Here is a 26,049-nt window from a genome sequence, read left to right as displayed (position 1 = left end):
TCAGGCCTCCTCGGCCGACTCCACCGCCGCCCCCTTGACCACCCCGAACCGGGCCAGGGTGCGCTCCCGGGCCCGGGCATGATCGACAACCGGTGCCGGATAGTCGGTGCCGATCACACAGCCGGCAAGCTTCTGGTCGATGGGCGGCAGGGTCCACGGGGCGTGGAGGTATTTGTCGGGCACCCGCGCCAGCTCCGGCAGATAGCGCCGGATGAAGGTGCCGTCGGGGTCGAACTTCTCCGACTGGGTCACCGGGTTGAAGATGCGGAAGTAAGGCTGCGCATCACAGCCAGTGGAGGCCGCCCACTGCCAGCCACCATTGTTGGCCGCCAGATCGAAGTCATTCAGGTGCTCGGCAAAATAAGCCTCGCCGGCGCGCCAGTCGATGCCCAGGTCCTTCGTCAGGAAGGACGCGACGATCATGCGCAGGCGGTTGTGCATGTAGCCGCTGTGGTTGATCTGGCGCATCGCCGCATCGACGATGGGGTAGCCCGTGCGCCCCTCACACCAGGCGGCAAACAGTTCCGGGTCGGCATCCCAGGCCACCCGGTCGTACTCGGGCCGGAAGCTCGCCCCCACCACCCGCGGGTGGTGCCACAGGATCTGAAAATAGAAGTCCCGCCACACCAGCTCCGACAGCCAGGTGTCCGCCCCCTCGCCACCGGCATCCCGGGCGGCCCGGGCCAGTTCACGGATCGACACGGTACCGAAACGCAGGTGCACCGACAGGTAGGACACGCCCTTCACCGCCGGAAAATCCCGCCTGGCCTTGTAGCGCCCGATGCGCTTGAGGAAGGCCTCGAACAGCTGGCGCCCACCCGCCATGCCCGGCGTGATGCCGAGTTCGCCCAGATTGCTCGCCTCGAAACCCAACTCGCCCAGATCCGGCAGGCGCTCGCCCTCGGGAGGGGGTGCCAGACGTTCGGCGTATTTGTGTACCGGATAGGCCTTGAGGTGAAAATCGGTGAGCGTCTTCAGCCAGATGCGCTTGTAAGGGGTAAACACCGAAAAGGGCGAAGCCCCCTGGGTCAGCACCTCGCTCTTCTCGAAGATCACCTGATCCTTGAAATCGGCGAAGCTGACGCCCAGCAGGCGCAGGCGCTCAGCCACATCGCTGTCCCGGGCGATGGCCGCGGGCTCATAGTCCCGATTGGCCAGCACCGCATCCACACCAAGGTGTTCGGCCAGGGCCGGGATGGCATCCCGCGCCCGGGCGTGACGCACAATCAGGCCGCCGCCCCGGGCCCGGAGCGCCGCATCCAGCTCAGCCACACAGCCGAGGATGAACTCCACCCGCCGGTCCCGGCGGCTCGGCAGGACGTCGAGAATCTCCCGATCGAAGACGAAGGCGCAGAATACCCGCTGGTAATTTTTCAGGGCGTGGTAGAGGGCGGCATGATCGAAGTCGCGCAGGTCGCGACGAAACCAGACAAGGGCAGAGGACATGGACGGCAGGTCGATGGGCAGGGAAGCAATGGACGCAAGCATGCCCCAAAAGTTGCCGCTACAATCGGGCACCTCGGCTTAAAATAGCGCCCGTGATTACGACGACCATCAACCTTACCGATCATTTCCTGATCGCCATGCCCGCCATGGCCGATCCGAACTTTTCGCGCACCCTCACCTACATCGCCGAACACAACGAGAACGGCGCCATGGGGGTGATCGTCAATCGCCCGACCGACATGCGCCTGGCGAGCCTGTTCGAGCGCATCGACATCCCCCTGGAACACCACGAGTTTGCCGATCTGCCCGTGTATTTCGGCGGCCCGGTCCAGTCCGACCGGGGCTTCGTGCTGCACCGCCCGGCGGGCAAGTGGCACTCGACCCTCAAGGTCAGCGACACCGTCGGCCTGACCAGTTCCCGCGATGTGCTCCAGTCCCTGGCCACCGAAGGCGAGCCCGGCGAAGTGCTGGTGGCCCTCGGCTACGCCGGCTGGTCAGCCGGCCAGCTCGAGCACGAACTGGCCCAGAACGCCTGGCTCACCGTGCCCGCCGATCTGTCCATCGTTTTCGACCTGCCGTCCGAAGAGCGCCTGGCCGCCGCCATGCAGCTCCTTGGCGTCGACTTCGCCAAGCTCTCGGACGTGGCCGGACACGCCTGAGTGGGAACCGTCCTCGGCTTCGATTTCGGCCTCGCCCGCATCGGCGTGGCCGTGGGTGAAACGGAAACAGGCCACGCCCACCCCCTCTCTGTGATTTCCGAAGAAGCCAACGCAGCACGCTTCGCGGCCATCGAGGCGCTCCTCGCCGAATGGAAGCCGGCCGCCCTGGTGGTGGGCCTGCCCACCCACATGGACGGCAGCGAACACGCCATGACCGTACGCTGCCGTCGCTTCGCCAACCAGCTCCATGGCCGTTATGGGCTGCCCGTCACCCTCGTGGACGAGCGGCTGTCATCGGCCGAGGCGGAAGAACGCCTCAGCGAGGCCGGCCACCAGGGCTGGCGCAAGCAAAAGCCCCGGCTCGACTCCGCCGCCGCCCAGATCATCCTGCTCCAGTACCTTGAAAGCGCCCGCCATGCATCTTCCTGAAGCCGAACAGCTCATCGCCACCCTCGCCGAGGCGATGCGCCCCAAGGTCACTGCCGACACCTGCCTGGTCGGCATCCACACCGGCGGAGTCTGGCTGGCGGAGCGCCTGCATGCCCTGCTGGGCTTGTCCCAGCCCCTCGGCAGCATCGACGTCAGCTTCTACCGGGACGATTACGCCGCCAAGGGCCTGCACCCCCAGCCCCAGGGCTCGAAGATCCCCTTCGACGTGGAAGACGCCCATATCGTCATCGTCGACGACGTGCTGTACACCGGCCGCACCACCCGCGCCGCCCTCAACGAGCTCTTCGACTATGGCCGCCCCGCCCGGGTCGATCTGGCCGTACTCATTGACCGGGGTGGCCGCGAGCTGCCCATCGGCCCCAGTTTCTGTGCCCTCACCCTGCCCGCGCCCCTTCCCGCCGGGCAAAACCTCCAACTTGAGCGTGACGCCACCGGCGCCCTCACCATGAGGCTGATCCATGCGTAATCCCCAACTCAACAAGCACGGCGAGCTGCAGCATCTGCTGACCCTTGATGGTCTGCCCCGCGCCATCATCAACCAGATCCTCGATACCGCCGCGCCCTTCACCGAAGTGGCCGAGCGCGAGGTCAAGAAGCTGCCTCTCCTGCGCGGCAAAAGCGTGTTCAACCTGTTCTTCGAGAACAGCACCCGCACCCGCACCACCTTCGAGATCGCCGCCAAGCGCCTGTCGGCCGACGTGATCAACCTCAACGTCGCCACCTCGTCCACCAAGAAGGGCGAGACCCTGCTCGACACCGTGGACAACCTGTGCGCCATGCACGCCGACATGTTCGTGGTGCGCCACGAATCCAGCGGCGCCCCGCACCTGATCGCCCAGCACCTGGAAAACACCGGTCGTGACCACATCCACGTGGTCAACGCCGGCGACGGACGTCATGCCCACCCCACCCAGGGGCTGCTCGACATGTACACCATCCGTCACTACAAGAAAGAGTTCCACAACCTCACGGTGGCCATCGTCGGCGACGTGCTCCACTCCCGGGTGGCCCGCTCCCAGATCGCCGCGCTGACCACCCTGGGCGTGCCCGAAGTGCGCGTGATCGGCCCCCGCACCCTGCTCCCCACCGACGTGGAGAAGATGGGTGTGCGCTATTGCGCCACCATGGAAGAAGGCCTCAAGGGCGTCGACGTGGTGATGATGCTGCGCCTGCAGAACGAACGCATGAACGGCGCCCTGCTGCCCAGCCCCCAGGAATTCTTCAAGGTGTGGGGCCTCACCGCCGACAAGCTGGCCCTGGCCAAGCCCGACGCCATCGTGATGCACCCGGGCCCCATGAACCGGGGCGTCGAGATCGACTCCGCCGTGGCCGACGGCGGCCAGGCCGTGATCCTGCCCCAGGTCACCTTCGGCATCGCGGTCCGCATGGCCGTGATGAGCATGCTGGGCGGCAGCCACTGAGCACACACAGGTTTCTGACGATGAACATCCATATCCAGAACGGCCGGCTCATCGACCCGGCCAACAAGATCGACGCCCAGCACGACCTCTTCATCGCCGACGGCAAGATTGTCGGCGTGGGCTCCGCCCCTGCCGGCTTCACGGCCGCCCGCACTCTCGACGCCAGCGGCCTGGTGGTGGCCCCCGGCCTCATCGACCTGGCCGCCCGCCTACGCGAACCGGGCTTCGAGTACAAGGCCACCCTCGAATCCGAGATGGACGCAGCCATGGCCGGCGGCATCACCAGCCTGGCCATCCCCCCCGACACCGACCCGGTGCTGGACGAGCCCGGCCTGGTGGAGATGCTGTGCTACCGCGCCAAGAAGCTCAACCGGGCCCACGTCTACCCCGTCGGCGCCCTGACCATCGGCCTCAAGGGCGAGCAGCTCTCCGAAATGGCCGAGCTGGTGGAGGCCGGCTGTGTGGCCTTCAGTCAGGCCAATACGCCCATCCTCGACACCCGGGTACTGTCCCGGGCAATGCTCTACGCCGCCACCTTCGGCTTCCGCATCTGGCTGCAACCCATCGATCCCTACCTGGCCCGGGGCGGCGTGGCCCACGACGGCGAGGTGGCGTCCCGACTGGGCCTGCCCGGGCTCCCGGCCAGCGCCGAGATCATCGCCCTGTACACCTATCTGCGCCTCGCCCGCCAGACCGGTGCGCGCCTGCACATCACCCGCGTGTCCTGTGCCGAGAGCCTCGATCTGATTGAGCAGGCCCGCAAGGACGGCGTGGACGTGACCTGCGATGTGGCCGCCCACCATCTGCACCTGTGCGACATGGACATCGGCTACTTCAACCCCCACTGCCACGTCATCCCGCCCCTGCGCAGCCAGCGCGACCGCATCGCCCTGTCGAAGGCCCTGGCCGACGGGCGCATCAACGCCATCTGCTCCGACCACACCCCGGTGGATGACGACGCCAAGCAGGCCCCCTTCAGCGAATCGGAGCCTGGCACCACCGGCCTCGAGCTGCTCCTGCCCCTGACCCTGAAGTGGGCAGCAGAGCACAAGCTGGCACTGATCGACGCCCTCGCCCGGGTCACGTCGGAAGCGGCAAAGATTGCCGGTATCGCCAAGGGTGGTCACCTGTCAGTGGGCGCCCGGGCCGACATCTGCATCTTCGATCCGGACTGCCACCAGCAGATCACCCGCGGCATGCTCAAGAGTCAAGGCAAGAACACGCCCTTCCTGGGCCTGGAACTGCCGGGTCGGGTGCGTTGCACCCTGGTCGAAGGCACGGTGATGTACGAGGCCTGACCCACCCCCGGAAGATCGCCTTCCGCTCCCGGCTCAAACGGCGCCCTACGGCGCCGTTTGCGTTTCTCCTGTCGACACAACAATTTAACAAAACACGCCGAACTTTCATCGGCTTATGCCGATAACACCCACTCGGCGTGCGTCACTTGCCGACACGATAATCAGATCAGCCCACTGCAGACGACATCTGCAGGTTGACGATTCAGGGAGAAGAATTGTGATCAGCGGTTCTGTCGAGCAGGCTGCCGAGCGTTTGCGCAAGGCCGTCCCCATCATGGTGAAGCACGGGATCCCCGTCACGCCCCTCAATTACGCCCTCTGGTATACCTACGTCGCCAACGAAGACCCCAGCCTGAACCAGCGGATCGACGACATCGTCGCGGCTTACGGCACCATTCCGGTCAGCACGGCGGAAGACCTCTTCAAGGCCCACGTGTCCCCGACAGGCGCCCATGAGACCGCCCTGGGACGGATGAAGGACGATCTGGAGAAAATGGTCCAGGGGATCGGCAAGGATCTGCATGCCACCATCTCCGGCACCCAGTCCTTCAACTCCCTGCTCGACGAATGTAGTCGTGACCTGCGCGGACCGACCTCCGTCAGTGCCTCCATCGACGATGTGTTCGGCACCGTCGAAAAGCTCCTGCAGGGCTCCACCGCCATGCAGGAGAGCACAGCGCGCTTCGAGCAGCGCCTGAGCGTGGCCAATGCCGAAATCCGGCGTCTGCGCAACGAGATGGAGGCCCTGCGCCAGAACGCCATGCACGACGAACTGACCGGAGTTTACAACCGCCGCGCCTTCGACACCGAGCTCGGGCAGTTCATGGGCCACGGCGACCGGGCCCCCGTCATCCACCTGGCCATGCTGGATATCGACCATTTCAAGCAGTTCAATGATCGCTTCGGCCACCCGGTGGGCGATCGCGTGCTGAGCCTGGTGGGTGCCCAGCTCAACAACGTGGCCCGGGTGGGCGTGTCGGTGTACCGCTACGGCGGCGAGGAGTTCGCCCTGATTTTCTGCGGCGGCACGCTCGCCCAAGCCGCCGAACTGGCCGAGACCCTGCGCCTTTCCATCGAGCGCCTGGTGCTCAAGGACAGCCGCAGCGGCGAGCGCCTGGCCCATATCACGACCTCCATCGGTCTGGCCAGCCGCCGCCCCGGAGAGTCGGCAGCCGACCTGATCACCCGCAGCGACAAGGCGCTGTATGAGGCCAAGGCGAGTGGCCGCAACCGTCTCTGCCAGGCTCCCTGAGGCCGCAGGCCCGTTCGCTCAGGGCCCTCGCAGGTAACGGATGCGCTCTTCCGTCAGGGGATGGGTCGAGAAGTAGTCGGAGGGGGCTGGACGCGGTTCCGCGCCCTCGGGGCGGCCCCCCTGCCCCGCTGCTGCCGGCGCCTCCATCCGCTCCAGGATATTGGCGAGGACGCCCGGCGAAATCCCGTTGGCCCCCATCAGCCGCGCAGCAAACTCATCGGCCTCCCGCTCGAAGCGGCGGGAATAGTGCGCCTGGGCCAAGGCCGCCGGCACCCCCGCCATCAGGGTGCTGAGATCGCCGAGGTACCACGCCGCAAACAGGCCGATGGCGGAGCTTTCGATGGCCAGACGCAGGCCGTGGCGCCGGCTGACATGGCCTATCTCATGGGCCAGCACGCCGAGGATCTCCTCATCGTTGCGGGCCAGCGCCACCAACTCATCCGTCACCACGATCAAGCCTGAGGGCAAGGCCAGGGCGTTGGCGCCCATGCGTCCCCCCCGGCGAAACACGAGTTGCGGCCGCACCGTCGGCACGTCGGGCTGCGCCAGGGTCAGCACGCGCTCCGTCAGGGCCTGCTGACGGGCTGCCGGCAGACGGCTCTGGGTAAGAACATTGACGTCCAGCATGGCCAGGGCTTCGTCGCTGAGCCGCTCCGTCAGCGCCTCCGGAACCCCCTCCGCCACCCGCCCGGCAAGCCGCGGCAACAACCATTCGTGGGCCAGCACGAGGCACGCGACCAGCACGACGAGGGACGCCAGAACCGCCGTCCGCGAAAACTGCCAGCGCACCACGGAAGCATCCCGATGACCACTGCGCGCCAGCAAGCCCCGGAACGTGGCATCGTCGGGCACCTCACAGTGGGCGCCATCCGGAAAGGTGATCAAGCGGGGCGAGCGGCCAAGGGGCTCGGAAAGGCGCAGCGCCTTCAGCGCCTCGCGCCGTTCCAGGCCCTCCCCGCGCAGGACCAGTTCACCGTCGGCGAGCGACAGTCTCACCGCACGCGCACGTGACGAGCGCCCATCGAAGTACAGCGCATCCACCTCCAGATCGGGCGAATTCACGACCTACAGCCCCACGTCTACGTCGAACATTTCCGCCGCCTCCTCACCGAGCGCGGCAAGATCGGCTTCCGTGCGGGCCACGAAATCATCGAGATCACCGTCCGGCAGCATCGAGATGCTCTCCAGGCGGTATTTCATCAGGCGCAGCTCGGCGAAGGGACGGTACAGGCCCAGGCTGAAAATGATGCCCAGCAGGTTGGTGACGGTGATGAAAGCCAGCCGACGGCCCGACACCACGCTGACGAACCGGTGCTGACCGAGGCTCAGGCCGCCCCACACCGCGTTCTGTACCGATGCCTCAACAAAGGGCCCCACGAACAGCATCATCACCGCCCCGACCACCAGGACCACACCCAGCACCATCATCAGGGACACAGCCTCCGCCCCCTCGTCCAGGGACAGGCCCTCTGCAATACCCAGCCCCAGCAGCAGGGTGATCGCGCCCGTCACCCCGATGGCGACCACGCCCGCGACAAGATAGATACGATAGATCTCCACCCGGGACAGGGCGCACTGGAATTCGCTGCGCCCGAAGCCGCTGCTGCCGTACTGATACACCTTGAGGGCATGGATCCACAGGGGAAAAGCCAGGCCGAGGGAAACGACGATCAGCAATGGCAGGCCCAGGAACACCACATAGGCCTGCCTGACGCTGCCCCGGAAGACGAAGCGCAGGCCCCGGTAACTGCTGTTGTGCATCCGGAAACACAGGGAGCGGTGCAGCAGCCAGGGCATCACCGCCATCAGGACCACGACGACCAGCGCGGCGAGCATGGGCTCGGCCTCCGCCGAGATCTGGTAGCCCATGAACATCAGGAAGGCCAGGGTCCGCCCTTTCAGGATGGAGAGCGGCTCACCGTGGTAGTCGAAAGCCGCCCCGGCCAGCCGGGTATGCCGGTAGAAGAAGTGCATCCGCCGAACCTTGGCCCAGGCAGAGTAGATGCCGAAGGTCAGTACGGTGAGCAGCAGATTCACGGCCCAGATACCGAAATAATCCCGCCCTTGTCCAGTGAAGGCGACGGGAAGCGAATTTGTCTGTTGATCCATCATTCAGAGGAAGGTGAGAAATATGCGCATTGTATGTGCTCATATGAAAACGCCCCGCCCCTCAACGAAAAAACCCGGGGTTCTCACCCCGGGCTTTCATGCCGTACTGGATCCGGCAATTACTTCTTGTCGCCCTGCAAGGCCTTTTCAAGCGCCTTCGCGGCATCATCCTCGGCGTTCGGAGCGGGGCTTGCATCCTTGCCCTCACCCTCTACCGGCGCCCCCGGAGGCGTCTCGTTGTCGAACTGGACCGGCGAATCATCCTGGCTGGCGCCGTCCGGAACGACGATTTCCACCTGGTCCGTATCCACCTTGACCTGGTCGTCGAGACCCATGGTGACGAGCTGCGGGAAAGCAATCAGCACACCGACCATGATGATCTGGATGACCACGAAGGGCACGGCCCCCCAGTAGATCTGCGTGGTCTTGATCGAGGGCGGCGCCACCGAGCGCAGGTAGAACAAGGCGAAACCGAAGGGCGGGTGCATGAAGGAGGTCTGCATGTTGACCCCCAGCAGCACGCCGAACCAGATCAGGTCGATGCCCAGCTTCTCCGCCACCGGGGCCAGCAACGGCACCACGATGAAGGCCAGTTCGAAGAAGTCGAGAAAGAAGGCCAGCAGGAAGATCAGGATATTGACGACGATCAGGAAACCCACCTGGCCGCCAGGCAGGTCGTCCAGCAGGTGCTCGACCCACAGATGGCCTTCGACACCGTAGAAGGTCAGGGAAAACACACGGGCGCCGACAAGGATGAAGATGACGAAGGTGGTCAGTTTGGCCGTGCTCTCCATGGCCTGCTTGAGCAGCGCAACGCCCAGGCGCTTGCGCATCACCGCCATCACCAGCGCGCCGAATGCCCCCATGGCACCGCCCTCGGTCGGGGTCGCGATACCCAGGAAGATGGTACCGAGCACCAGGAAGATCAGCATCAGCGGCGGGACCAGAGAGGTCAGTACCCGCAACAGCAGCTTGCCGCCGCGCAGGGTCCGGGCCTCGGGCGGCAGGGCCGGCGCAGCGCTGGGCCTGAAGACCGCAATCAGGGCCACGTAAACCACGTAGAAGGCGGTCAGCACCAGGCCCGGAATCAGCGCGCCCTGGTACATGTCTCCGACGGAACGCCCGAGCTGGTCGGCCATGATGATCAGCACCAGCGACGGCGGGATGATCTGTGCCAGGGTACCCGACGCCGCAATGACACCCGAGGCCAGCCGCTGATCGTAGCCATAACGCATCATGATCGGCAGGGAGATCAGACCCATGGAGATCACCGAGGCCGCCACCACGCCGGTGGTCGCGGCAAGGATGGCACCGACGAAGATCACCGCAAAGGCCAGGCCGCCCCGTACCGGCCCGAAGAGCTGGCCGATGGTGTCGAGGAGATCCTCCGCCATGCCTGATCGTTCGAGGATCAGACCCATGAAGGTGAAGAAGGGAATGGCCAGCAGGGTGTCATTGGACATGACGCCGAAGATGCGGTCGGGCAGCGCCTGGAACAGGGCTGGAGTGAGCATCCCCAGCTCGATGCCGATCAGGCCGAAGACGATGCCGTTGGCAGCCAGGGCAAACGCCACCGGGTAGCCGAACAGCATGAACATGACCAGCGACACGAACATCAGGGGTGCCATGTTGGCAGCAATGAATTCCATTTAGACAGTCTCCCCGCGTTGCTGCTTGATGGCCTCGGCCAGCTCTTCCTCGGCAGAAGGAGCCTTCGGCTTGGCGTTGGGATCGGGAATCAGGCCCTTCAGAAAGGCGACGCGTTTGATGAGCTCGGAGACACCCTGCAGGATCAGCAGCGAAAAACCCAGAGGAACGAGGGCCCGTACCGGCCAGATGATCAGACCACCTGCGTTCGAGGAATACTCGTTGTTGAGGTAGGCATTGATGAAGATCGGCCAAGACAGGTAGAGCACCGCCACCGCCATCGGCGCAAGGAAGAAGAGCGTGCCGATGATGTCGATCCAGGCATGTACCCGGGGCGAGAATCGGCCGGAGATCACGTCGATGCGCACATGTTCATTGCGCATCAGGGTGTAGCCGGCACACAGCAGGAAGATGGCGGAGAACAGGTACCACTGGATCTCGAGCAGACCATTGGAGCTGTAGTTGAAGGCGTAACGCACGAAGGCGTTGACGGCGCTGATGAGGGTCACCACAAGGACGAGCCAGATCGTCGCCTTGCCGACACCCTCCGAAAGCGCATCGATAGCGCGTGATAATTTGAGCAGGGCCTGCACGTCCCGCACCTCCTTTGATATGAGAATCTTCTGATCGGGGCTTTGAAAACCCGTGTCTGCTGCGCCGGGATTATCGGTGAGTTGAATCCCGCAACAATCAGGGATTACGCCTACCGTGGTGTCAATACGCCTCAAAGCCAGTGCTGGAGCGGCTTTCCGCCCCCTGGCAGGTGGCGTTTCGTCGCACCGGCAGGCCGTGCGATACTTCCGCCGCCCATCTTCCCTCCTTATTTACCCGCAGCCCATCATGAGCACCCGCATCTGCCTGGTTCGCCACGGCGAAACGGCCTGGAATGCCGAACGGCGCCTCCAGGGCCATACCGACATCCCCCTCAATGACACCGGCCTGGCCCAGGCCCAGGCCACGGCGGCCAGCCTGGCCGGGAAGGGCTTTGCCGCCGCCTACGCCTCCGACCTGCTGCGCGCCCGCCAGACCGCCGACGCGATTGCCGCCCGCTGCGAGCTTCAGCCCGTCATCGATGCCCGCCTGCGCGAGCGGCACTACGGCGGCTTCCAGGCCCTCACCTACGACGAAGCCCGGGCGCGCTTCCCGGACGACTACCACCACTTCGAAAGCCGCAACCCCGAGTTCGTCTTCCCGGGCGGTGGCGAGAGCCTGCGGCAATTCGCCGCTCGCATCCACGCGGCGCTGCACGACATCGCGGCCCGTCATCGGGACAGCACCGTTCTGGTGGTGACCCATGGCGGCGTCCTCGACGTGGCGCACCGCATGGCGACGGGCAAACCCCTCGAAACACCGCGGGATTTCACGATTCCCAACGCCGCGCTGAACTGGATCGACTGGGACGGCGCAGATTGGCGTCTCATCGCCTGGGCCGAGCAGGAGCATCTGAACAGCGCCCTGGACGAGTTGCCCAACGCCTGATTCGGGCAGGCGCCGCTAAAGTTATACCGACTCCGGCCGTTTGCAGCGGGCATCCCGGTGCCAATCTGGCAAACCCGGTCGGAGTCCTTCATGTTCAAGCTCAACCGCCTGTCCCTCGTTCATCAGATCGCCCTCGCGGCCACCACCGTCAGCCTCCTGATCTTTGCCGGCTTGATCGCCTTCACCACCTACTTTGCCGAACATGCGGCCCTGGCGAAGACCGAAGAAGAGCTCAACAACCAGATCCAGAGCATCGTACGGATGCTGGAGCTCAACCACGGCAACGCCGTCTCCCAGGCCAACAAGAGCCTGGCCCGCATGAAAGACAATACGGGCAAGCTCCGCTTCGGCCCTGACACGATGGCATCCGGGAGCTACCAGGTGCCCGTCGTGCGCAGCGGTGATCGCATCATCAACGGCAACACCGCCCTGCTGGAAAGCATCAAGCGCCAGATCGACGCAGACCCCGCACTGCTGATCCGGGTCGGCGACGAGTTCGTACGCGGCGCGACCCTGCTCAAGACCAAGGACGGGAAAAGCACCGAGGGCACCCCCATCCCCGCGAACGCCCCCGAAACCCGCGCCTTGCTGAGCGGCAAGAGCTACACGGGCGTGGTCCGGCGCTCCGGCAAGTACTACATCTCGGCCATCGAGCCCGTGCTCGGCGAGGACGGCAAGGTCATCGGCGCCCTGGCCGCCCGGGTGGACATCCAGGGCGACATGGAGCGCCTTTTCGGCGCGCTGGGGGAGATCAAGTCCGGCGCCACCGGCTACGCCTACGTGCTTGCCCCCCAGGAAGACGCCACCAAGACCGAGCTCATCCACCACCCCAGCTTTGCTGGAAAGACCCTGGCCGAGATCGGCAACCCCCGCCTCAGCGAGATCGTGGCCGAGCAGGTGCGGCGCAAGCAGGGCCTGATGACCTATCCATGGAGTCGCCCTGGCAGTACCGAGACGGCACAGAAAATGATCGTCTTCGACAGCGCGCCCTCCTGGGGCTGGATCGTCGCCACCGGCAGCTTCATCGACGAGTTCACCGTGGAAGCCCGTCAGCTTCGCAACACGCTCATCGCCCTGTGCATTGGCGGTGCACTGCTGCTCGCCCTGGTGCTGTATCTCATAACCCGCAACCGCCTGTCTCCCATCAAGGGCCTGCTCGACGCGACCCGCCGGATCGGTGATGGCGACCTGAGCGTGCACTTTCCGGAGACCGCGGCCGACAGCGCCAACGAGCTGGATCAGATCACCCGCTCCCTGGACAGCACCACCCGCAAGATCGGCGCCCTGATCGGCGACGTGATCCACACGGCCAATACGGTCAAGGATTCGGCACGTACCGTGCGGCTGGGCTCCGATGAAGTGGTCAATGGCACCACCTCCCAAAGCGAAGCGGCAGCCGGGCTGGCGTCCGCCATCGAAGAGCTGTCGGTCAGCATCACCCATGTCTCGGACAGCGCCGCCATGGCCCGCGACATCACCCAGCAGGCCCAGGCCCATGCCGACGACGGCGGCCTGAAGGTCCGTAACATGATCAGCGGCATGGACCGGATCGCCGATGAGATCAACAAGGCCGGCGAAGCGGTGAACCTGTTGTCCGAACGCTCGGCGCGAATCTCGAACATCGGCAAGATCATCAACGAGATCGCCGACCAGACCAACCTGCTTGCCCTCAACGCTGCCATCGAGGCGGCCCGGGCGGGCGAGAGCGGCCGCGGATTCGCCGTGGTGGCCGACGAGGTACGCAAGCTGGCCGAGCGCACCGCCAGCTCCACCCGGGAGATCTCGGCCACGGTGTCCGAGGTTCAGGGCGAGGCCGACCGGGTCGTGGCGATGATCAAGGGCGTCACCGGTGACGTGCGCCAGGGTGTCGAGCTCGCCACCGACTCGGGCGTCATGCTCGACACCATCCGCAGCGAGAGCGGCCGCACCACCGGCGCCGTCAATGACATCGCCGACGCCACCCGGGAGCAGAGCGCCGCCAGCCAGGAGGTCGCCCGCGGCGTCGAGCGGATCGCCCAGATGGCCGAGCAGAACAACCAGATCACCCGCCACACCCACGAACAGACCGCCGTGCTCGAACAACTGGCCGCAGACCTGGAGGCCAAGGTCAGCCACTTCCGGGTCTGAAACCCCACTCCCCTGCGGCCCTGCCCCTCGTCGACGAGGCAGGGCCGCACTGTTTTGGAACACCGGCTTTCGGCAAGCGTGAAGGGCCGTGTTAAACTCCCCTTTTGACTCAAACCCACCCGGATCGCCATGTTTTCCAAGCAAAATACCCTCGCCAAGGTCGACCCCGAACTCTGGCAAGCCATTGAGGCCGAAAACCGCCGTCAGGAAGATCACATCGAACTGATCGCGTCCGAGAACTATGTCAGTGCAGCCGTCATGGAAGCCCAGGGCTCCCAGCTCACCAACAAGTACGCGGAGGGTTATCCGGGCAAGCGGTATTACGGTGGTTGCGAATTCGTCGACCTGGCCGAGCAGCTCGCCATCGACCGCCTCAAGACCCTGTTCGGCGCTGAAGCTGCCAACGTCCAGCCCAACTCCGGCTCCCAGGCCAACCAGGCCGTCCTGATGGCCTTCGCCAAGCCCGGCGACACCATCATGGGCATGAGCCTCGCCGAAGGCGGTCACCTGACCCACGGCATGCCGCTCAACATGTCCGGCAAGTGGTTCAACGTGGTCGCGTACGGCCTCGACCAGAACGAAGAGATCGACTACGACAAGATGGAAGCGCTGGCCCGTGAGCACAAGCCGCGCATCATCATCGCCGGCGCCTCCGCCTATGCCCTGCGCATCGACTTCGAGCGCTTCGCAAAGATCGCCAAGGAAATCGGCGCCATCTTCTGGGTCGACATGGCCCACTACGCCGGCCTCATCGCCGCCGGCTACTACCCCAACCCGGTGCCCCACGCCGACGTGGTCACCTCCACCACCCACAAGACCCTCCGCGGCCCCCGCGGCGGCATCATCCTGATGAAGGCCGAGCACGAGAAGGCCCTCAACTCAGCCATTTTCCCGGGCCTCCAGGGTGGTCCGCTGATGCACGTCATCGCCGCCAAGGCCGTGGCCTTCAAGGAAGCCGCCGAGCCCTCCTTCAAGCGCTACCAGGAGCAAGTCATCGCCAACGCCCGCGTGATGGCCCGCGTGCTGGGTGAAGAGCGTGGCCTGCGCATCGTTTCCGGCCGCACCGAGAGCCACGTGTTCCTGGTCGATCTGCAGTCCAAGAACATCACCGGCAAGGAAGCCGAAGCCGCCCTGGGTCGTGCCCACATCACCGTCAATAAAAACTCGATCCCCAACGACCCCCAGAAGCCCTTCGTCACCTCCGGCATCCGTATCGGCTCCCCGGCGATGACCACCCGCGGCTTCACGGAGATCGAGGCCGAGCGCATCGCGCATCTCATCGCCGACGTGCTCGACAAGCCCAACGACGAAGCCACCACCGAAAACGTGCGCGCCAAGGTTGCCGAGCTGTGCCGCAAGTTCCCGGTGTACGGCGCCTAAGCGCTCACGGCGACAACGGCAGGCACGCGCGCTAGGTCATGCATTGCCCCTTCTGCGGCGCCGACAACACGCAGGTCACCGACACCCGTGAAAACGAGGACGGTGACATCGTGCGGCGCCGCCGTCGCTGCCTCTCCTGCGACAAGCGCTTCACCACCTACGAACGCATCGACCTCAAGATGCCCCAGGTGGTCAAGAAGAACGGCAGCCGGGCCGACTTCAGCCGCGACAAGCTGCTCGGAAGCCTCAGCCTGGCCCTGCGCAAGCGGCCGGTGACGGCGGAGAGTGTCGATGCCGCCGTGGACCGCATCGAAGCCAAGCTGCTTTCCTCCGGCGAGCGGGAGATTCCTTCCGAACGCATCGGCGAACTGGTGATGCGTGAGCTGAAGAAGCTCGACAAGGTTGCATACATCCGCTTCGCCTCGGTTTACCGCGCCTTTGAGGACGTGGACGAATTCTCGGAGGTCATCCGCGAAGTCAGTACCCGTCCCCGCGGCCGCCCCCCCAAGACCTCCTGAAGCTTTGCCCCCATGACTGCCACCGCCGACGACTACCGGTGGATGGCCCGCGCCCTCGAACTGGCGGAACGCGGGCTGCTCACCACGACACCCAACCCGCGCGTGGGCTGCGTCATCGTCCGCCAGGGCGAGATGGTCGGCGAAGGCTGGCACGTGCGCGCCGGCGAGCCCCACGCCGAAGTCCATGCCCTTGCCATGGCCGGCGAACAGGCCCGGGGTGCAACGGCTTACGTCACCCTTGAGCCCTGCTCCCATCACGGCCGCACGCCCCCCTGCGCCGACGCACTGGTCAAGGCCGGTGTGGGCCGGGTGGTGGTGGCCATGGAAGACCCCAATCCCCTGGTGGCCGGGCGAGGCCTCGCCAGACTGCGGGAAGCCGGCATCCTCACACTTGCCGGCGTCCAGGAATCCGCAGCCCGCGCGCTCAACATCGGCTTCATCTCGCGCATGACACGGGGCCGCCCGTGGCTGCGCCTGAAAGTGGCAGCCACCCTCGACGGCAAGACTGCCCTCGAGAACGGCGTATCCCAGTGGATCACCGGTGATGATGCCCGCCGGGACGCCCATCGCTGGCGCGCCCGCTCCTGCGCCGTCCTCACGGGCATCGGCACCGTGCGCGACGACAACCCACAACTCAATGTCCGGGCGGTTCCCACCGAGCGCCAGCCCCTGCGCGTGGTCGTCGATGCCCGCCTCGAGACCCCCCTCAACGCCCGACTGCTCGACGGTGGGCCCGTCCTCATCGCCGCCGCCCTCAATGACGCCGATCGCATCGCCGCGCTGCAGCGGCGGGGCGCCGACGTCGTCATCCTGCCCGACCAGGGCGGCAAGGTGGATCTGCCCGCCCTGATGCGCGAGCTGGGCCGCCGCGGTCTGAACGAGGTTCTCGCCGAAAGCGGCTTCAAGCTCAACGGCTCGCTGCTGCGGGAAGGCTGCGTGGACGAGCTGGTCCTGTACCTGGCACCAGCGCTGGTCGGCGATGCTGCCCGCGGGCTCTTCAACCTGCCGGCCCTCAGCAGTCTCGCCAGCAAGCGCCCCCTCGCCTTTCAGGATGTGCGCATGGTCGGCCGGGATCTGCGCATCATCGCCCGCCCGGAGTGACACACCGCACAGCGGAAGGCATGTCTTCGGGAAAATCTGCAAACCTTTGACAGACACATGAAAGATGCGTCATCGCCAGGGGCTGCGTGGCGTTAAGGTAAGCCTGCTACCGCAATCCGCCCGCCTCGATGATGCACCTCCGCCTGACTGCCCTCCTCGCCCTAGCCCTCCTCGCCCCCGGGCTCCATGCCGAAACGGCCATCGTCCTCAATTCGGTAGACGAAAGCGTCAGCTTCATCGACACCCGCAGCTATCAGGAGACCGGCCGCGCGCCGGCCTGCAAGGAGCCCCATCACCTGATGGCGATGCCCGACGACAGCGCGGTCATCGTCGCCTGCGCCGTCTCCAATGAGCTGGTGTTCTTTGACCCACGCACAGGCAAGGAACAGAAGCGCATCAAGAACATCTCCGACCCCTACCAGCTTGGTTTCTCGCCGGACAAGACCTGGTTCGTCGCCAACTCCCTGCGGCTTGACCGGGTGGATCTCTACCGTGCCTCCGACTTCAGCCTGGTTGCCCGCGTCCCGGCTGAGAAGACCCCGTCCCACATGGCCTTCGACAAGGCCAGCCAGTTCGTCTTCATCACCCTGCAGGACTCCAACGAAGTCCTCGCCATCGACCTGAAAACCCGCCAAGCTGCCTGGAAGCACCCCGTGGGCCCAACCCCGGCTGGCATCCACATGACCCCCGACGACCGCTATCTGCTGGTCGGCATCATGGGCGCCGACTATGTTGAAGTTATCGACTGGCGAGCCCGCCGCACCGTCAAGCGCATCACCACCGCCCGGGGGGCGCACAACTTCCTGCCCCGGGGCGATGGCCGCCATGTCTTCGTCTCGAACCGCACCATCAAGGGCAGCATCTCCCTGGTGGACATGCAGACCCTGAGCCTCGTCGAGAGCTACGACGTGCCCGGCGGCCCCGACGACATGGAGATTCGCGCCGACGGCAAGGAACTGTGGGCCACCGCCCGCTTTGCCCGTACCGTGCAGGTGGTCAACCTGGAGCAGAAGAAGCTCTCCCACTCCATCCGGGTGGGACGATCCCCCCACGGGGTCTCCTTCATCAACCACGCCCCACGGCAATGAGCACCGCCTCCCGCTATCTGCCCGCCCTGCTGCTCGCCATCGCCGGCCTCGCCCACAGTGCAGGGCCGGAGAGCTGCCGGGGCACGGTATATCTGACCCTCGATACCGGCAACATGCGCCACGCCGACGAGATCGCGGCAATCCTCAACAAGCACCAGGTGAAGGCGACTTTCTTCGTGGCCCAGGAGAAGACCCTGCGCGGCGACCATGCCCTCGACGCCAGCTGGGCAGACTACTGGAAGGCCCGGGTCGCGGAAGGCCATGCCTTTGGCAGCCACACCTGGCGGCACGGCAGTTTTCGCCACGATGGCGCGGACGGGAAAGTGAGCTATCGACTGATGGACGGCACCCGGACGCAGCTCGACGCAAGCCAGATCTGCGCCGAACTGAAGGCCCCCGACACCCGCTTCCAGGCCCTCACGGGGCGCCCTCTCGACCCCCTGTGGCGGGCACCCGGAGGCCGGACGACACGCCTCACCCTTGAGGCGGCCCAGGCTTGCGGCTATCGCCACGTGTCCTGGGCTGCGGCCGGCTTTCTCGGGGATGAACTGCCGTCCCACACCCACCCCAACGCCGCTCTGCTGGCACGAGCCCTGGCACAGATCCGGGACGGTGACATCCTGATGGCCCACCTGGGCATCTGGTCCCGCCAGGATCCCTTCGCGCCCATGCTCGACCCCCTGATCGCCGGCCTGAAGGCTCGCGGCTTATGCTTTGCCCGCATACCGACGCCATGATCAACTTTCTCACCGACCTCTTCGTCGCCACCCAGGGCTGGCTGTTCGACCGCATGGTTCAGCCCGTGCTGTTTGCCCTGGGCCTGGCCAGCTACGTGGAAATGGGCTTCGAGGGCATCGAATTCGTCCTTATCGGCATTCTCGAGCTGGCCATTGCCTATTCGATCATGCGGCCGCTGGAAGCTCTCTGGCCCGCCGAACGGTGGAGCGGCCGCAAGGCCGTGAGGGTGGATGTGCTCTACACCCTGCTCAACCGCCTGGGCATCATCCCTCTGGCCGTCTTTGCCCTGCTGGCCCCCGCCTTCATGGCCGTGGACGGCTGGCTGCGCTTTCACGACATGATCCCGCAACAGCTCGAGGACTGGCTGCCCAGCCTCGACACCCATCCCCTGGTCAGCTTCGTGATCTACCTGCTGATCCTGGATTTTGCTGAATACTGGCGTCACCGCCTGTCCCACACCTTCGCCTGGTGGTGGGCGCTCCACGGCATCCATCATTCCCAGCGCCAGATGTCCTTCTGGACGGACTCCCGCAACCACCTGCTCGACGACCTGATTGCCGGTGTATGGTTTGCCGGGCTGTCCCTGGTGATCGGCGTGCCACCCGGCCATTTCATCGGCCTGCTGGTCACCCTGCGCCTGGTGGAAAACCTGTCCCACACCAACACCCGACTGGGCTTCGGACGCCTGGGCGACTATCTCATCGTCGGGCCACGCTACCACCGCTGGCACCATGCCCTGGATCTGCCCCCGGGCAAGCGCTATCGCCACGGCTGCAACTTCGCAATCCTGTTTCCGTTCTGGGACGCGCTCTTCGGCACCCTGCACCTCGAGGAGCGACTTCCCCCCACCGGCATCCATGAGGACAGCGCCGAAGTACTTGCCGCGAGGGATGATTTCTGGCTCCAGCAGAAGCTCGGGCTGGTCCTGCTGTGGCGGGCGCTCAGCACCCGCCACCCGGGCTCAGGTGCGCTGTGAGGCGCACACCTGACAGCCCGGATCGCGCCCGAGGCGGATGGTCCGCCAGTCCATCGCCAGCGCATCGAGGAGCAGCAGTCGCCCCGTCAGGGTTTCACCGCAACTGGCAAGCAGCTTGAGCGCCTCGGCCGCCTGAACGGCGCCGACGATGCCGGTGATCGGGGCAAACACGCCCATCACGGCGCAGCGCACCTCCTCGACATCCTCCCCTTCAGGAAACAGGCAGTGGTAACAGGGGCTGCTCTCCTGGCGCAGGTCGAAGACCGAAACCTGCCCGTCGAAACGGACAGCCGCCCCGGAAACCAGGGGCTTGCGGGCCACCACACAGGCCCTGTTGATGGCGTGGCGGGTCGCAAAATTGTCGGAGCAGTCCAGCACCACATCCGCCTGGGCGACCTCTCGTGCCAGCGCTTCGCCCTCCAGCCGGCAGGCCAGGGGCACGACGTTCACCTCCGGATTCAGGCGCGCCAGGCTATCGCGGCCCGACTCCACTTTCAGGCGCCCGACGCCGTCCTGGCTGTGCAGGATCTGCCGCTGCAGGTTGGTCAGATCCACGGTATCGCCGTCCGCCAGCACCAGCGTGCCCACGCCCGCCGCCGCCAAGTACATGGCAGCCGGTGAGCCGAGACCGCCGGCCCCCACTACCAGCACCCGGGCCGCAACAATGGCATCCTGCCCTTCGATACCGATCTGGGGCAGAAGAATGTGTCGTGAATAGCGCAGCAGCTGATCGTCGTTCATGGGGGGGAAAAAGAAATGGCGCCATGCCGGCGCCCTGAATCCGGAGAAACCGGACCCTTATTTGAACTCTCGCAGATCCGGCGGCGTGTCGTCGTGATCGCCGTGAGGGTGGGCCGCGTAGGCGTTGATGTAGACCTCGTGCGACTGCTTGATGAGCCGCTCCGGCGAACGCAGGTTGTGCACCTGCGTGTCTTCCACGTAGTAGATCAGAGCCCGGTGAAGGCGCACCAGCAAGGGCCGATCAAGCTGGAAGCCGGCATTGACCAGGGCTTCCTCCAGAAGCTCGAGGGTGTAGTCGAGGACGTTGTAGCGCACCACCAGAGCCAGCTCATGACGCCCCTGCTCCACCTGGACCCCACGCAGGGCGGCCAGGGAACGGCGCGCCTGGTGGATCTGGCCTTCCGGGTAGGTCTTGAAACAGATCTCCCGGGTCTTGGCGATGCCGGCTCCGGCGTGGTGATGCGTCCCGTGCTTGCGTCCAGCCAGCTTGTAAGCAGTCTCGCGTCGCATCACCACACCCCCGCCATCGTCGTCACTTGCCGCTATTCTGGAGGATCTGCAGACCCTTGAGCAAATTCACCGCCTGGGCCAGCTGGTAGTCGTCCTTGCCGGCAATCTCGAAGGGCGGCTTGGTCTCATCCACCTCATCCTTGGGCTTTTCCTTGTCCTTGGACTTCGGCACGGCTTCCTTCTTCGGGGCGGGCACGGCTTCAGGCTTGAGTGGCTCCGGCTCACGGCCGTTGCCAAGATGGCGGTCGAGATCCGCTTCGCGCATGCGTTCGCGGGAAGCGCCACCCGGCGTCTCCTCGACGATGATGTCGGGCACGATGCCCTTCGCCTGGATCGACCGGCCGCTGGGCGTGAAGTAACGCGCCGTGGTGAGCTTGATCGCCGCATTGCTGTTGAGCGGAAGGATGGTCTGCACCGAACCCTTGCCGAAACTCTGGGTACCCATCACCACCGCACGCTTGTGATCCTGGAGAGCGCCGGCAACGATTTCGGAAGCCGAGGCCGAGCCGCCATTCACCAGCACCACCATCGGCACGTTCTTGATGGAAGGAGGCACGTTACGGATGAAGTCCTCCCGCGCGCCACGCAGATAGTCGTCGGGAACCGCAAGGTACTTGCGCTTGGCGTCTTCGGCACGCCCGTCCGTGGACACCACCAGGGCCTTTGCCGGCAGGAAAGCGGCCGAAACCCCCACCGCGCCATGCAGCAAACCGCCCGGATCATTGCGCAGGTCCAGCACCAGCCCCTTCAGCTCACCCTGCTTGACCAGTTTTTCCAGGTGTTGCACCAGGGAGGCCGCCGTCTGCTCCTGGAACTGCACGACCCGCACGTAGCCGTAGCCCGGCTCGACCACCTTCGACTTGACGCTCTGGACCTTGATGACCTCCCGCACCAGCGTCACCACGATCGGCTTGGCCTCGCCCTTGCGGGCAATGGTCAGCACGATGGAGGTCTTGGGCTTGCCACGCATGCGCTTGACCGCATCGTTGAGGGGCATGCCCTTCACCGAGGTATCGTCGAGCTTGATGATCAGGTCGCCGGCCTTGATGCCGGCACGGAAGGCCGGCGTATCCTCGATGGGCGAGATGACCTTGACGAAGCCATCCTCCGACCCCACCTCGATACCCAGGCCACCGAACTCGCCCTGAGTGCCCACCTGCAGTTCCTTGAAGGCTTCCGCATCCAGATAGGCGGAGTGGGGATCAAGGTTGGACAGCATGCCGCTGATGGCGTGGGTGATGAGCTTCTTGTCATCCACCGGCTCCACGTAGCCCTGCTTGATGGCGTTGAAGACATCCGCCAGGTTGCGCAACTCTTCCACCGGCAGGGGCGCCAGGCCAGCCGCCTTGTCCGCGTTGGCCGAGAAATTGAGGCTGATCAGAACCCCGGCACAAAGCCCGGTGAACACCAGGCCAGCTTGTTGCAGTCTGCTGCGCATAAAGTCTCCGTCTGGACGCAGGGCCCCGGGGGCCCCGAACGCCATCACATGCCCGCAATCGGGCTATTCTGAGTAGGGAGAGGAGTATAAACCGGAAAGGTTCCCGGCTCGGCACGCACCAGGGCCTCTACACTGGCCCTGCGAAAAAGTGGTATTTTATCGGGTCACTCAGCCCTTAACCGTCCGTCGCTTTCGTGAAAACAGACTTTGTTGATCTCATCGCCAAACAGGAGCACATCGAGACCGCTGCTCGAGCCCTCAAGGCGATTTCTCACCCCCTGCGCCTTAAAATCCTGTGCGTGGTCGGAAGCGAGGAAGTCTGTGTACAGGATATTGTGGAAGCCGTCGGCACCTCGCAAAGCAATATTTCCCAGCACCTCGCCATTCTGCGAGACAAGGGCGTGCTGCTCACCCGCAAGGACGCCAACCGGGTTTATTACCGCGTCGGCGACACCCGCACACTCCAGCTGATCGTCATGATGCGCGAAGTCTTCTGCAACGACGACGCCTGACCCCCTTTTTCGACCCGGAGTTCGTTTAGTGGAATTCATCCAGCAAAACTGGTACTGGGCAGCCCTTGCCGCCGTCAGCGGCTCCCTGCTCGTCGTCACCTCCCTGAAGGGCGGTCGTGGTATTTCCCCCGCCCAGGCAACCATGCTCATCAATCGCGAAGACGCCATCGTGGTGGATGTCCGCGAGTCCGCCGAGTACGGCTCCGGCCACCTCCTCAACGCACGCCACATCCCCCTGGGCGAGCTTGAGAAGCGCCTGGGCGAACTCGACAAGTTCAAGGACAAGCCGGTCATCCTCAACTGCCAGAGCGGCAGCCGCTCCGCCTCGGCCTGCGGCGTCCTGCGCAAGGCCGGCTTCAACCACGTGCACAACCTCGAAGGCGGCATCGCCGCCTGGGAGCAGGCGGGCATGCCCATCAGCCGCAAGAAGAAATGACCATGCAAGCCAAAGTGCTCATGTACACGACCGCCGTGTGCCCCTACTGCGTCCGCGCAGAAGGCCTGCTGCGACGCAAGGGCGTTGCGGAAATCGACAAGGTGCGCATCGACATCGATCCGGCCCGCCGCGACGAGATGATGGAACGTACCGGCCGCCGCACCGTGCCGCAAATCTATATCGGCGACTTTCACGTGGGGGGCTGTGACGACCTGTTCGCCCTCGACCACGAAGGCAAGCTTGATTCGCTGCTGAATGGCGAAGCTGCCTGAAACGCTGCCAAATCCTTTTATCCACGGAAAAACCATCATGTCCGAAACCGCAGAACAGCCCGTTTTCTCCATCGAAAAGCTTTACGTCAAGGATCTGTCCCTGGAAGTGCCGAACGCACCCCAGATCTACCTCGAGCGTGAAGCACCCCAGATCAGCGTTCAGCTGCGCACCGAAGGCAACGCCGTCGATGAAGGCGTCTTCGAAGTCAAGCTGACCGTCACCGTCACCGCCAAGCTTGGTGAAGAGAAGACCGTGTTCCTGGTTGAAGTGGCCCAGGCTGGCATCTTCCAGATCCGCAACGTGCCCCAGGAAGATCTGGAGCCGATCATGATGATCGGCTGCGCGAACATCCTCTTCCCCTACGCCCGCGAAGCCGTCTCCGACGCCGTGGCCCGTGCCGGCTTCCAGCCGGTGATCCTGGCCCCGGTCAACTTCGAGGCCCTGTTCCAGCAGAACCGTCAGCAGGCTTCCCAAGAGCCCGCTGCCGACACGCCGATCCAGTAATGAAGCTGCGCCGCCCTACCCTCGCGGCGCTGCTCGGCCTGCCGCTCGCTTTCGCAGCGGCAGGCGCAGCTGCCTCGGACTACCGTTCCCTCGCCGAGCCGGCCATCCTCTACGACGCCCCCTCAAAGCAGGGCAAACCCCTTTTCGTGATCCAGCGCTACACCCCTGTGGAAACGGTGGTGAACATTGATCGCTGGGTCAAGGTCCGCGAACCGGCCGGCAGCCTGCTGTGGCTGGAGCGCCGCCAGTTGTCCGACAAGCGCACGGTGATCATCACCGCGGCACGCGCCGATATCCGCCAGAAGCCCGAAGCCAACGCCCCCCTTGCCTTCGAGGCGAGCAAGGACGTGGTTCTCGAACTATCGGACAAGCCCGCTGACGGCTGGGTCAAGGTCAAGCACCGGGACGGCACCAGCGGCTTCATTCGCGTCAATCAGGTCTGGGGACTCTAAGCACATGCGTATCGCGGTCTTCGGTGCCGGAGCCTGGGGCACGGCCTTGGCCATCGCCTTCAGCCGTGGTCACGACGTGGTTCTGTGGAGCCGGGAGCCTTCCGAGATTGCCGCCCTGCGCCAGGATGGTGAGAATCGCCGCTACCTGCCGGGCATCCCACTCCCCGCCACCTTGAGCTTCAGTGACGATCTGCAGCAGGCCGCCCAGGCCGACCTGCACCTCGTCGTTACCCCGCTGGCGGGCCTGCGCACCACCGCCCGCGCCCTGCGCGCTGCGGCACCCGCAACACCCCTGCTCTGGGCATGCAAGGGCCTGGAGGCCGGCACCGCCAAACTGCCCCACCAGATCATCGAAGAAGAACTCGGTACCGACGCGCCGTGTGGCGTGCTCACCGGGCCGAGCTTTGCTGCCGAAGTCGCCCAGGGCCTGCCCGCAGCGGTCACCATCGCCGCCCGTGACATCGAGTTTGCCCGTCACTGGGTCCAGGCCCTGCACAACAACCGACTGCGCCTCTATGCCAACGACGACCTCATCGGTGCCGAAGTGGGCGGAGCGGTCAAGAACGTCATGGCCATCGCCGCCGGCGTTGCCGACGGCATGGGCTTCGGGCTCAACGCCCGGGCTGCCCTGATCACCCGGGGTCTGGCCGAGATCACGCGCCTGGGCATGGCCCTCGGTGGTCGGCGCGACACCTTCATGGGCCTGGCCGGGCTGGGCGACCTGGTGCTGACTTGCACCGGCGACCTCTCCCGCAACCGACGCGTCGGCCTGCTGCTGGCCGAAGGCAAGACCCTCCCCGACATCCTCGAGGCCCTCGGCCACGTGGCCGAAGGCGTCAGCACCACCCGTGAGGTGGCCGCCCTCTCCACCCACCTGGGTGTGGACATGCCCATCACCCGGGCCGTGGACGGTGTGCTGGCAGGCAAGCTGTCGGCGCGGGACGCCGTTGAGCAACTCCTCGCCCGCGACCCCAAGCAGGAATGATCAGGCGGGCCGTTCAGGCCCCGCCGGCAAAGCCATTCTGGCGCCACGCCTCAAAGACCACGACCGCCGCAGCATTCGACAGATTGAGACTGCGATTGTCGGGTCGCATCGGAATGCGCAGGCGCTGTTCCCCGGCAAACTCCGCGTGCAGCTCCAGCGGCAGGCCGCGGGACTCGGAACCAAAGACGAACACATCACCAGGCACGAAGGCCACTTCGGCGTAACTGCGGGCGCCATGGGAGGTAAGGGCAAAAATCCGCTGCCCCGCAAAACCGGCCCTGCAACTGGGCCAGTCCTCATGCACGGTGACCACCGCCATGTCCCGGTAATCGAGGCCGGCACGAACCAGCTGCTTTTCTTCCAGGGTAAAGCCGAGGGGTTTGACGAGGTGCAGCCGTGCGCCCGAATTGGCACACATGCGCATGATGTTGCCAGTATTCGGTGGAATTTCCGGCTGATGGAGGACGACATGGAACATGGGCGCGGATTGTGCACGCCCCGCCCAGCGG

Annotated in this window: 29 protein-coding genes; 20 read left to right on the top strand and 9 right to left on the bottom strand. The window is 65.2% G+C overall.

What is annotated here, in order from left to right; translation table 11 throughout:
• Window positions 1-1,446, bottom strand: coding sequence for a deoxyribodipyrimidine photo-lyase (locus tag L6Q67_RS01125; RefSeq protein WP_296565180.1), 1,446 nt, complete (start codon window positions 1,444-1,446; stop codon window positions 1-3).
• Window positions 1,447-1,538: 92 nt separating this feature from the next.
• On the opposite strand from L6Q67_RS01125, the gene L6Q67_RS01120 reads away from it, so the two are divergent.
• The 6 genes from L6Q67_RS01120 to L6Q67_RS01095 all read left to right on the top strand — a co-directional run bounded on the left by L6Q67_RS01120 (window position 1,539) and on the right by L6Q67_RS01095 (window position 6,526).
• The gene (locus L6Q67_RS01120; protein ID WP_296563955.1) at window positions 1,539-2,105 is read left to right on the top strand and encodes a YqgE/AlgH family protein; all 567 of its coding nucleotides are present in this window, start codon (window positions 1,539-1,541) and stop codon (window positions 2,103-2,105) included.
• Window positions 2,106-2,534, top strand: coding sequence for a Holliday junction resolvase RuvX (gene ruvX, locus L6Q67_RS01115; protein ID WP_296563953.1), 429 nt, complete (start codon window positions 2,106-2,108; stop codon window positions 2,532-2,534). It begins immediately after the preceding gene.
• On the top strand, window positions 2,521-3,021 hold the full coding sequence (gene pyrR / locus L6Q67_RS01110) for a bifunctional pyr operon transcriptional regulator/uracil phosphoribosyltransferase PyrR (protein WP_296563950.1): 501 nt from the start codon (window positions 2,521-2,523) through the stop codon (window positions 3,019-3,021). The genes ruvX and pyrR overlap by 14 nt, the downstream gene beginning before the upstream one ends.
• Window positions 3,014-3,976 carry an aspartate carbamoyltransferase catalytic subunit gene (locus tag L6Q67_RS01105; protein ID WP_296563948.1) on the top strand — a complete coding sequence of 321 codons (963 nt, stop codon included), beginning with the start codon at window positions 3,014-3,016 and terminating at the stop codon, window positions 3,974-3,976. The genes pyrR and L6Q67_RS01105 overlap by 8 nt, the downstream gene beginning before the upstream one ends.
• 20 nt (window positions 3,977-3,996) lie before the next feature.
• A complete protein-coding gene (locus L6Q67_RS01100) occupies window positions 3,997-5,274 on the top strand; it encodes a dihydroorotase (protein WP_296563945.1) in 1,278 nt (425 codons plus the stop codon).
• A gap of 217 nt (window positions 5,275-5,491) precedes the next feature.
• Window positions 5,492-6,526 carry a GGDEF domain-containing protein gene (locus tag L6Q67_RS01095; protein ID WP_296563942.1) on the top strand — a complete coding sequence of 345 codons (1,035 nt, stop codon included), beginning with the start codon at window positions 5,492-5,494 and terminating at the stop codon, window positions 6,524-6,526.
• A gap of 18 nt (window positions 6,527-6,544) precedes the next feature.
• On the opposite strand, the gene L6Q67_RS01090 is transcribed toward L6Q67_RS01095, so the two are convergent.
• The 4 genes from L6Q67_RS01090 to L6Q67_RS01075 all read right to left on the bottom strand — a co-directional run bounded on the left by L6Q67_RS01090 (window position 6,545) and on the right by L6Q67_RS01075 (window position 10,875).
• The gene (locus L6Q67_RS01090; protein WP_296563939.1) at window positions 6,545-7,588 is read right to left on the bottom strand and encodes a M48 family metallopeptidase; all 1,044 of its coding nucleotides are present in this window, start codon (window positions 7,586-7,588) and stop codon (window positions 6,545-6,547) included.
• A gap of 3 nt (window positions 7,589-7,591) precedes the next feature.
• Window positions 7,592-8,635 carry a YjgN family protein gene (locus L6Q67_RS01085; protein ID WP_296563936.1) on the bottom strand — a complete coding sequence of 348 codons (1,044 nt, stop codon included), beginning with the start codon at window positions 8,633-8,635 and terminating at the stop codon, window positions 7,592-7,594.
• Between the two features lie 119 nt (window positions 8,636-8,754).
• Window positions 8,755-10,284 carry a TRAP transporter large permease subunit gene (locus L6Q67_RS01080; protein WP_296563929.1) on the bottom strand — a complete coding sequence of 510 codons (1,530 nt, stop codon included), beginning with the start codon at window positions 10,282-10,284 and terminating at the stop codon, window positions 8,755-8,757.
• Window positions 10,285-10,875 (bottom strand): TRAP transporter small permease subunit, encoded by a 591-nt coding sequence (locus tag L6Q67_RS01075; RefSeq protein WP_296563926.1) that lies wholly within the window; start codon window positions 10,873-10,875, stop codon window positions 10,285-10,287.
• Window positions 10,876-11,122: 247 nt separating this feature from the next.
• Here L6Q67_RS01075 and L6Q67_RS01070 point away from each other — a divergent pair, with 247 nt between their 5' ends.
• From L6Q67_RS01070 to L6Q67_RS01035, 8 genes are all read left to right on the top strand, one after another.
• On the top strand, window positions 11,123-11,761 hold the full coding sequence (locus L6Q67_RS01070; RefSeq protein ID WP_296563923.1) for a histidine phosphatase family protein: 639 nt from the start codon (window positions 11,123-11,125) through the stop codon (window positions 11,759-11,761).
• Window positions 11,762-11,851: 90 nt separating this feature from the next.
• Complete coding sequence (locus L6Q67_RS01065; RefSeq protein WP_296563920.1) at window positions 11,852-13,888, top strand: methyl-accepting chemotaxis protein; 2,037 nt, start codon at window positions 11,852-11,854, stop codon at window positions 13,886-13,888.
• A 129-nt stretch (window positions 13,889-14,017) separates the two neighbouring features.
• Entirely contained in the window at window positions 14,018-15,268 is a 1,251-nt protein-coding gene (glyA, locus tag L6Q67_RS01060) for a serine hydroxymethyltransferase (RefSeq protein WP_296563914.1), read from the top strand.
• A 38-nt stretch (window positions 15,269-15,306) separates the two neighbouring features.
• Window positions 15,307-15,786, top strand: coding sequence for a transcriptional regulator NrdR (gene nrdR / locus L6Q67_RS01055; protein WP_296563909.1), 480 nt, complete (start codon window positions 15,307-15,309; stop codon window positions 15,784-15,786).
• A gap of 12 nt (window positions 15,787-15,798) precedes the next feature.
• A complete protein-coding gene (gene ribD, locus L6Q67_RS01050) occupies window positions 15,799-16,887 on the top strand; it encodes a bifunctional diaminohydroxyphosphoribosylaminopyrimidine deaminase/5-amino-6-(5-phosphoribosylamino)uracil reductase RibD (protein ID WP_296563906.1) in 1,089 nt (362 codons plus the stop codon).
• Between the two features lie 128 nt (window positions 16,888-17,015).
• A complete protein-coding gene (locus tag L6Q67_RS01045; RefSeq protein WP_296563903.1) occupies window positions 17,016-17,975 on the top strand; it encodes a beta-propeller fold lactonase family protein in 960 nt (319 codons plus the stop codon).
• Window positions 17,972-18,712, top strand: a complete 741-nt coding sequence (locus L6Q67_RS01040; protein WP_296563900.1) for a polysaccharide deacetylase family protein — start codon at window positions 17,972-17,974, stop codon at window positions 18,710-18,712. Before L6Q67_RS01045 ends, L6Q67_RS01040 begins: the two co-directional genes overlap by 4 nt.
• Window positions 18,709-19,689, top strand: coding sequence for a sterol desaturase family protein (locus L6Q67_RS01035; protein ID WP_296563897.1), 981 nt, complete (start codon window positions 18,709-18,711; stop codon window positions 19,687-19,689). The genes L6Q67_RS01040 and L6Q67_RS01035 overlap by 4 nt, the downstream gene beginning before the upstream one ends.
• On the opposite strand, the gene L6Q67_RS01030 is transcribed toward L6Q67_RS01035, so the two are convergent.
• From L6Q67_RS01030 to L6Q67_RS01020, 3 genes are read right to left on the bottom strand one after another with little or no spacing between them, the layout of a single operon-like run.
• Window positions 19,675-20,430: a molybdopterin-synthase adenylyltransferase MoeB gene (locus L6Q67_RS01030; RefSeq protein WP_296563895.1), complete on the bottom strand. Its 756-nt coding sequence runs from the start codon at window positions 20,428-20,430 to the stop codon at window positions 19,675-19,677. The genes L6Q67_RS01035 and L6Q67_RS01030 overlap by 15 nt on opposite strands.
• A 57-nt stretch (window positions 20,431-20,487) precedes the next feature.
• Window positions 20,488-20,940 carry a hypothetical protein gene (locus L6Q67_RS01025; RefSeq protein ID WP_296563892.1) on the bottom strand — a complete coding sequence of 151 codons (453 nt, stop codon included), beginning with the start codon at window positions 20,938-20,940 and terminating at the stop codon, window positions 20,488-20,490.
• 22 nt (window positions 20,941-20,962) lie between these two features.
• Window positions 20,963-22,378 (bottom strand): S41 family peptidase, encoded by a 1,416-nt coding sequence (locus tag L6Q67_RS01020; protein WP_296563890.1) that lies wholly within the window; start codon window positions 22,376-22,378, stop codon window positions 20,963-20,965.
• 194 nt (window positions 22,379-22,572) lie between these two features.
• Between L6Q67_RS01020 and L6Q67_RS01015 the strand changes: the two genes are divergently transcribed.
• The 6 genes from L6Q67_RS01015 to L6Q67_RS00990 are packed head-to-tail and all read left to right on the top strand — an operon-like array spanning window position 22,573 to window position 25,540.
• Window positions 22,573-22,890: a metalloregulator ArsR/SmtB family transcription factor gene (locus L6Q67_RS01015; protein ID WP_296563887.1), complete on the top strand. Its 318-nt coding sequence runs from the start codon at window positions 22,573-22,575 to the stop codon at window positions 22,888-22,890.
• A 28-nt stretch (window positions 22,891-22,918) separates the two neighbouring features.
• Window positions 22,919-23,326, top strand: coding sequence for a rhodanese-like domain-containing protein (locus L6Q67_RS01010; protein WP_296563885.1), 408 nt, complete (start codon window positions 22,919-22,921; stop codon window positions 23,324-23,326).
• A gap of 2 nt (window positions 23,327-23,328) precedes the next feature.
• Window positions 23,329-23,598, top strand: coding sequence for a glutaredoxin 3 (grxC, locus tag L6Q67_RS01005; RefSeq protein WP_296563883.1), 270 nt, complete (start codon window positions 23,329-23,331; stop codon window positions 23,596-23,598).
• Between the two features lie 37 nt (window positions 23,599-23,635).
• The gene (gene secB, locus L6Q67_RS01000) at window positions 23,636-24,103 is read left to right on the top strand and encodes a protein-export chaperone SecB (RefSeq protein WP_296563881.1); all 468 of its coding nucleotides are present in this window, start codon (window positions 23,636-23,638) and stop codon (window positions 24,101-24,103) included.
• Window positions 24,103-24,555 (top strand): SH3 domain-containing protein, encoded by a 453-nt coding sequence (locus L6Q67_RS00995; RefSeq protein ID WP_296563878.1) that lies wholly within the window; start codon window positions 24,103-24,105, stop codon window positions 24,553-24,555. Before secB ends, L6Q67_RS00995 begins: the two co-directional genes overlap by 1 nt.
• A 4-nt stretch (window positions 24,556-24,559) precedes the next feature.
• The gene (locus L6Q67_RS00990; RefSeq protein ID WP_296563875.1) at window positions 24,560-25,540 is read left to right on the top strand and encodes an NAD(P)H-dependent glycerol-3-phosphate dehydrogenase; all 981 of its coding nucleotides are present in this window, start codon (window positions 24,560-24,562) and stop codon (window positions 25,538-25,540) included.
• 13 nt (window positions 25,541-25,553) lie between these two features.
• Here the strand turns inward: L6Q67_RS00990 and L6Q67_RS00985 are convergent, their stop codons facing one another.
• The gene (locus L6Q67_RS00985) at window positions 25,554-26,018 is read right to left on the bottom strand and encodes a tRNA (cytidine(34)-2'-O)-methyltransferase (RefSeq protein WP_296563872.1); all 465 of its coding nucleotides are present in this window, start codon (window positions 26,016-26,018) and stop codon (window positions 25,554-25,556) included.
• Window positions 26,019-26,049: the final 31 nt, after the last annotated feature.

It is taken from the genome of Zoogloea sp. (assembly GCF_023150065.1).
In the GTDB taxonomy this organism is placed as follows: Bacteria; Pseudomonadota; Gammaproteobacteria; order Burkholderiales; family Rhodocyclaceae; genus Zoogloea.
The sequence above is the reverse complement of the archived record's forward strand: the minus strand, read 5'-3'. Positions and strand labels throughout refer to the sequence as shown.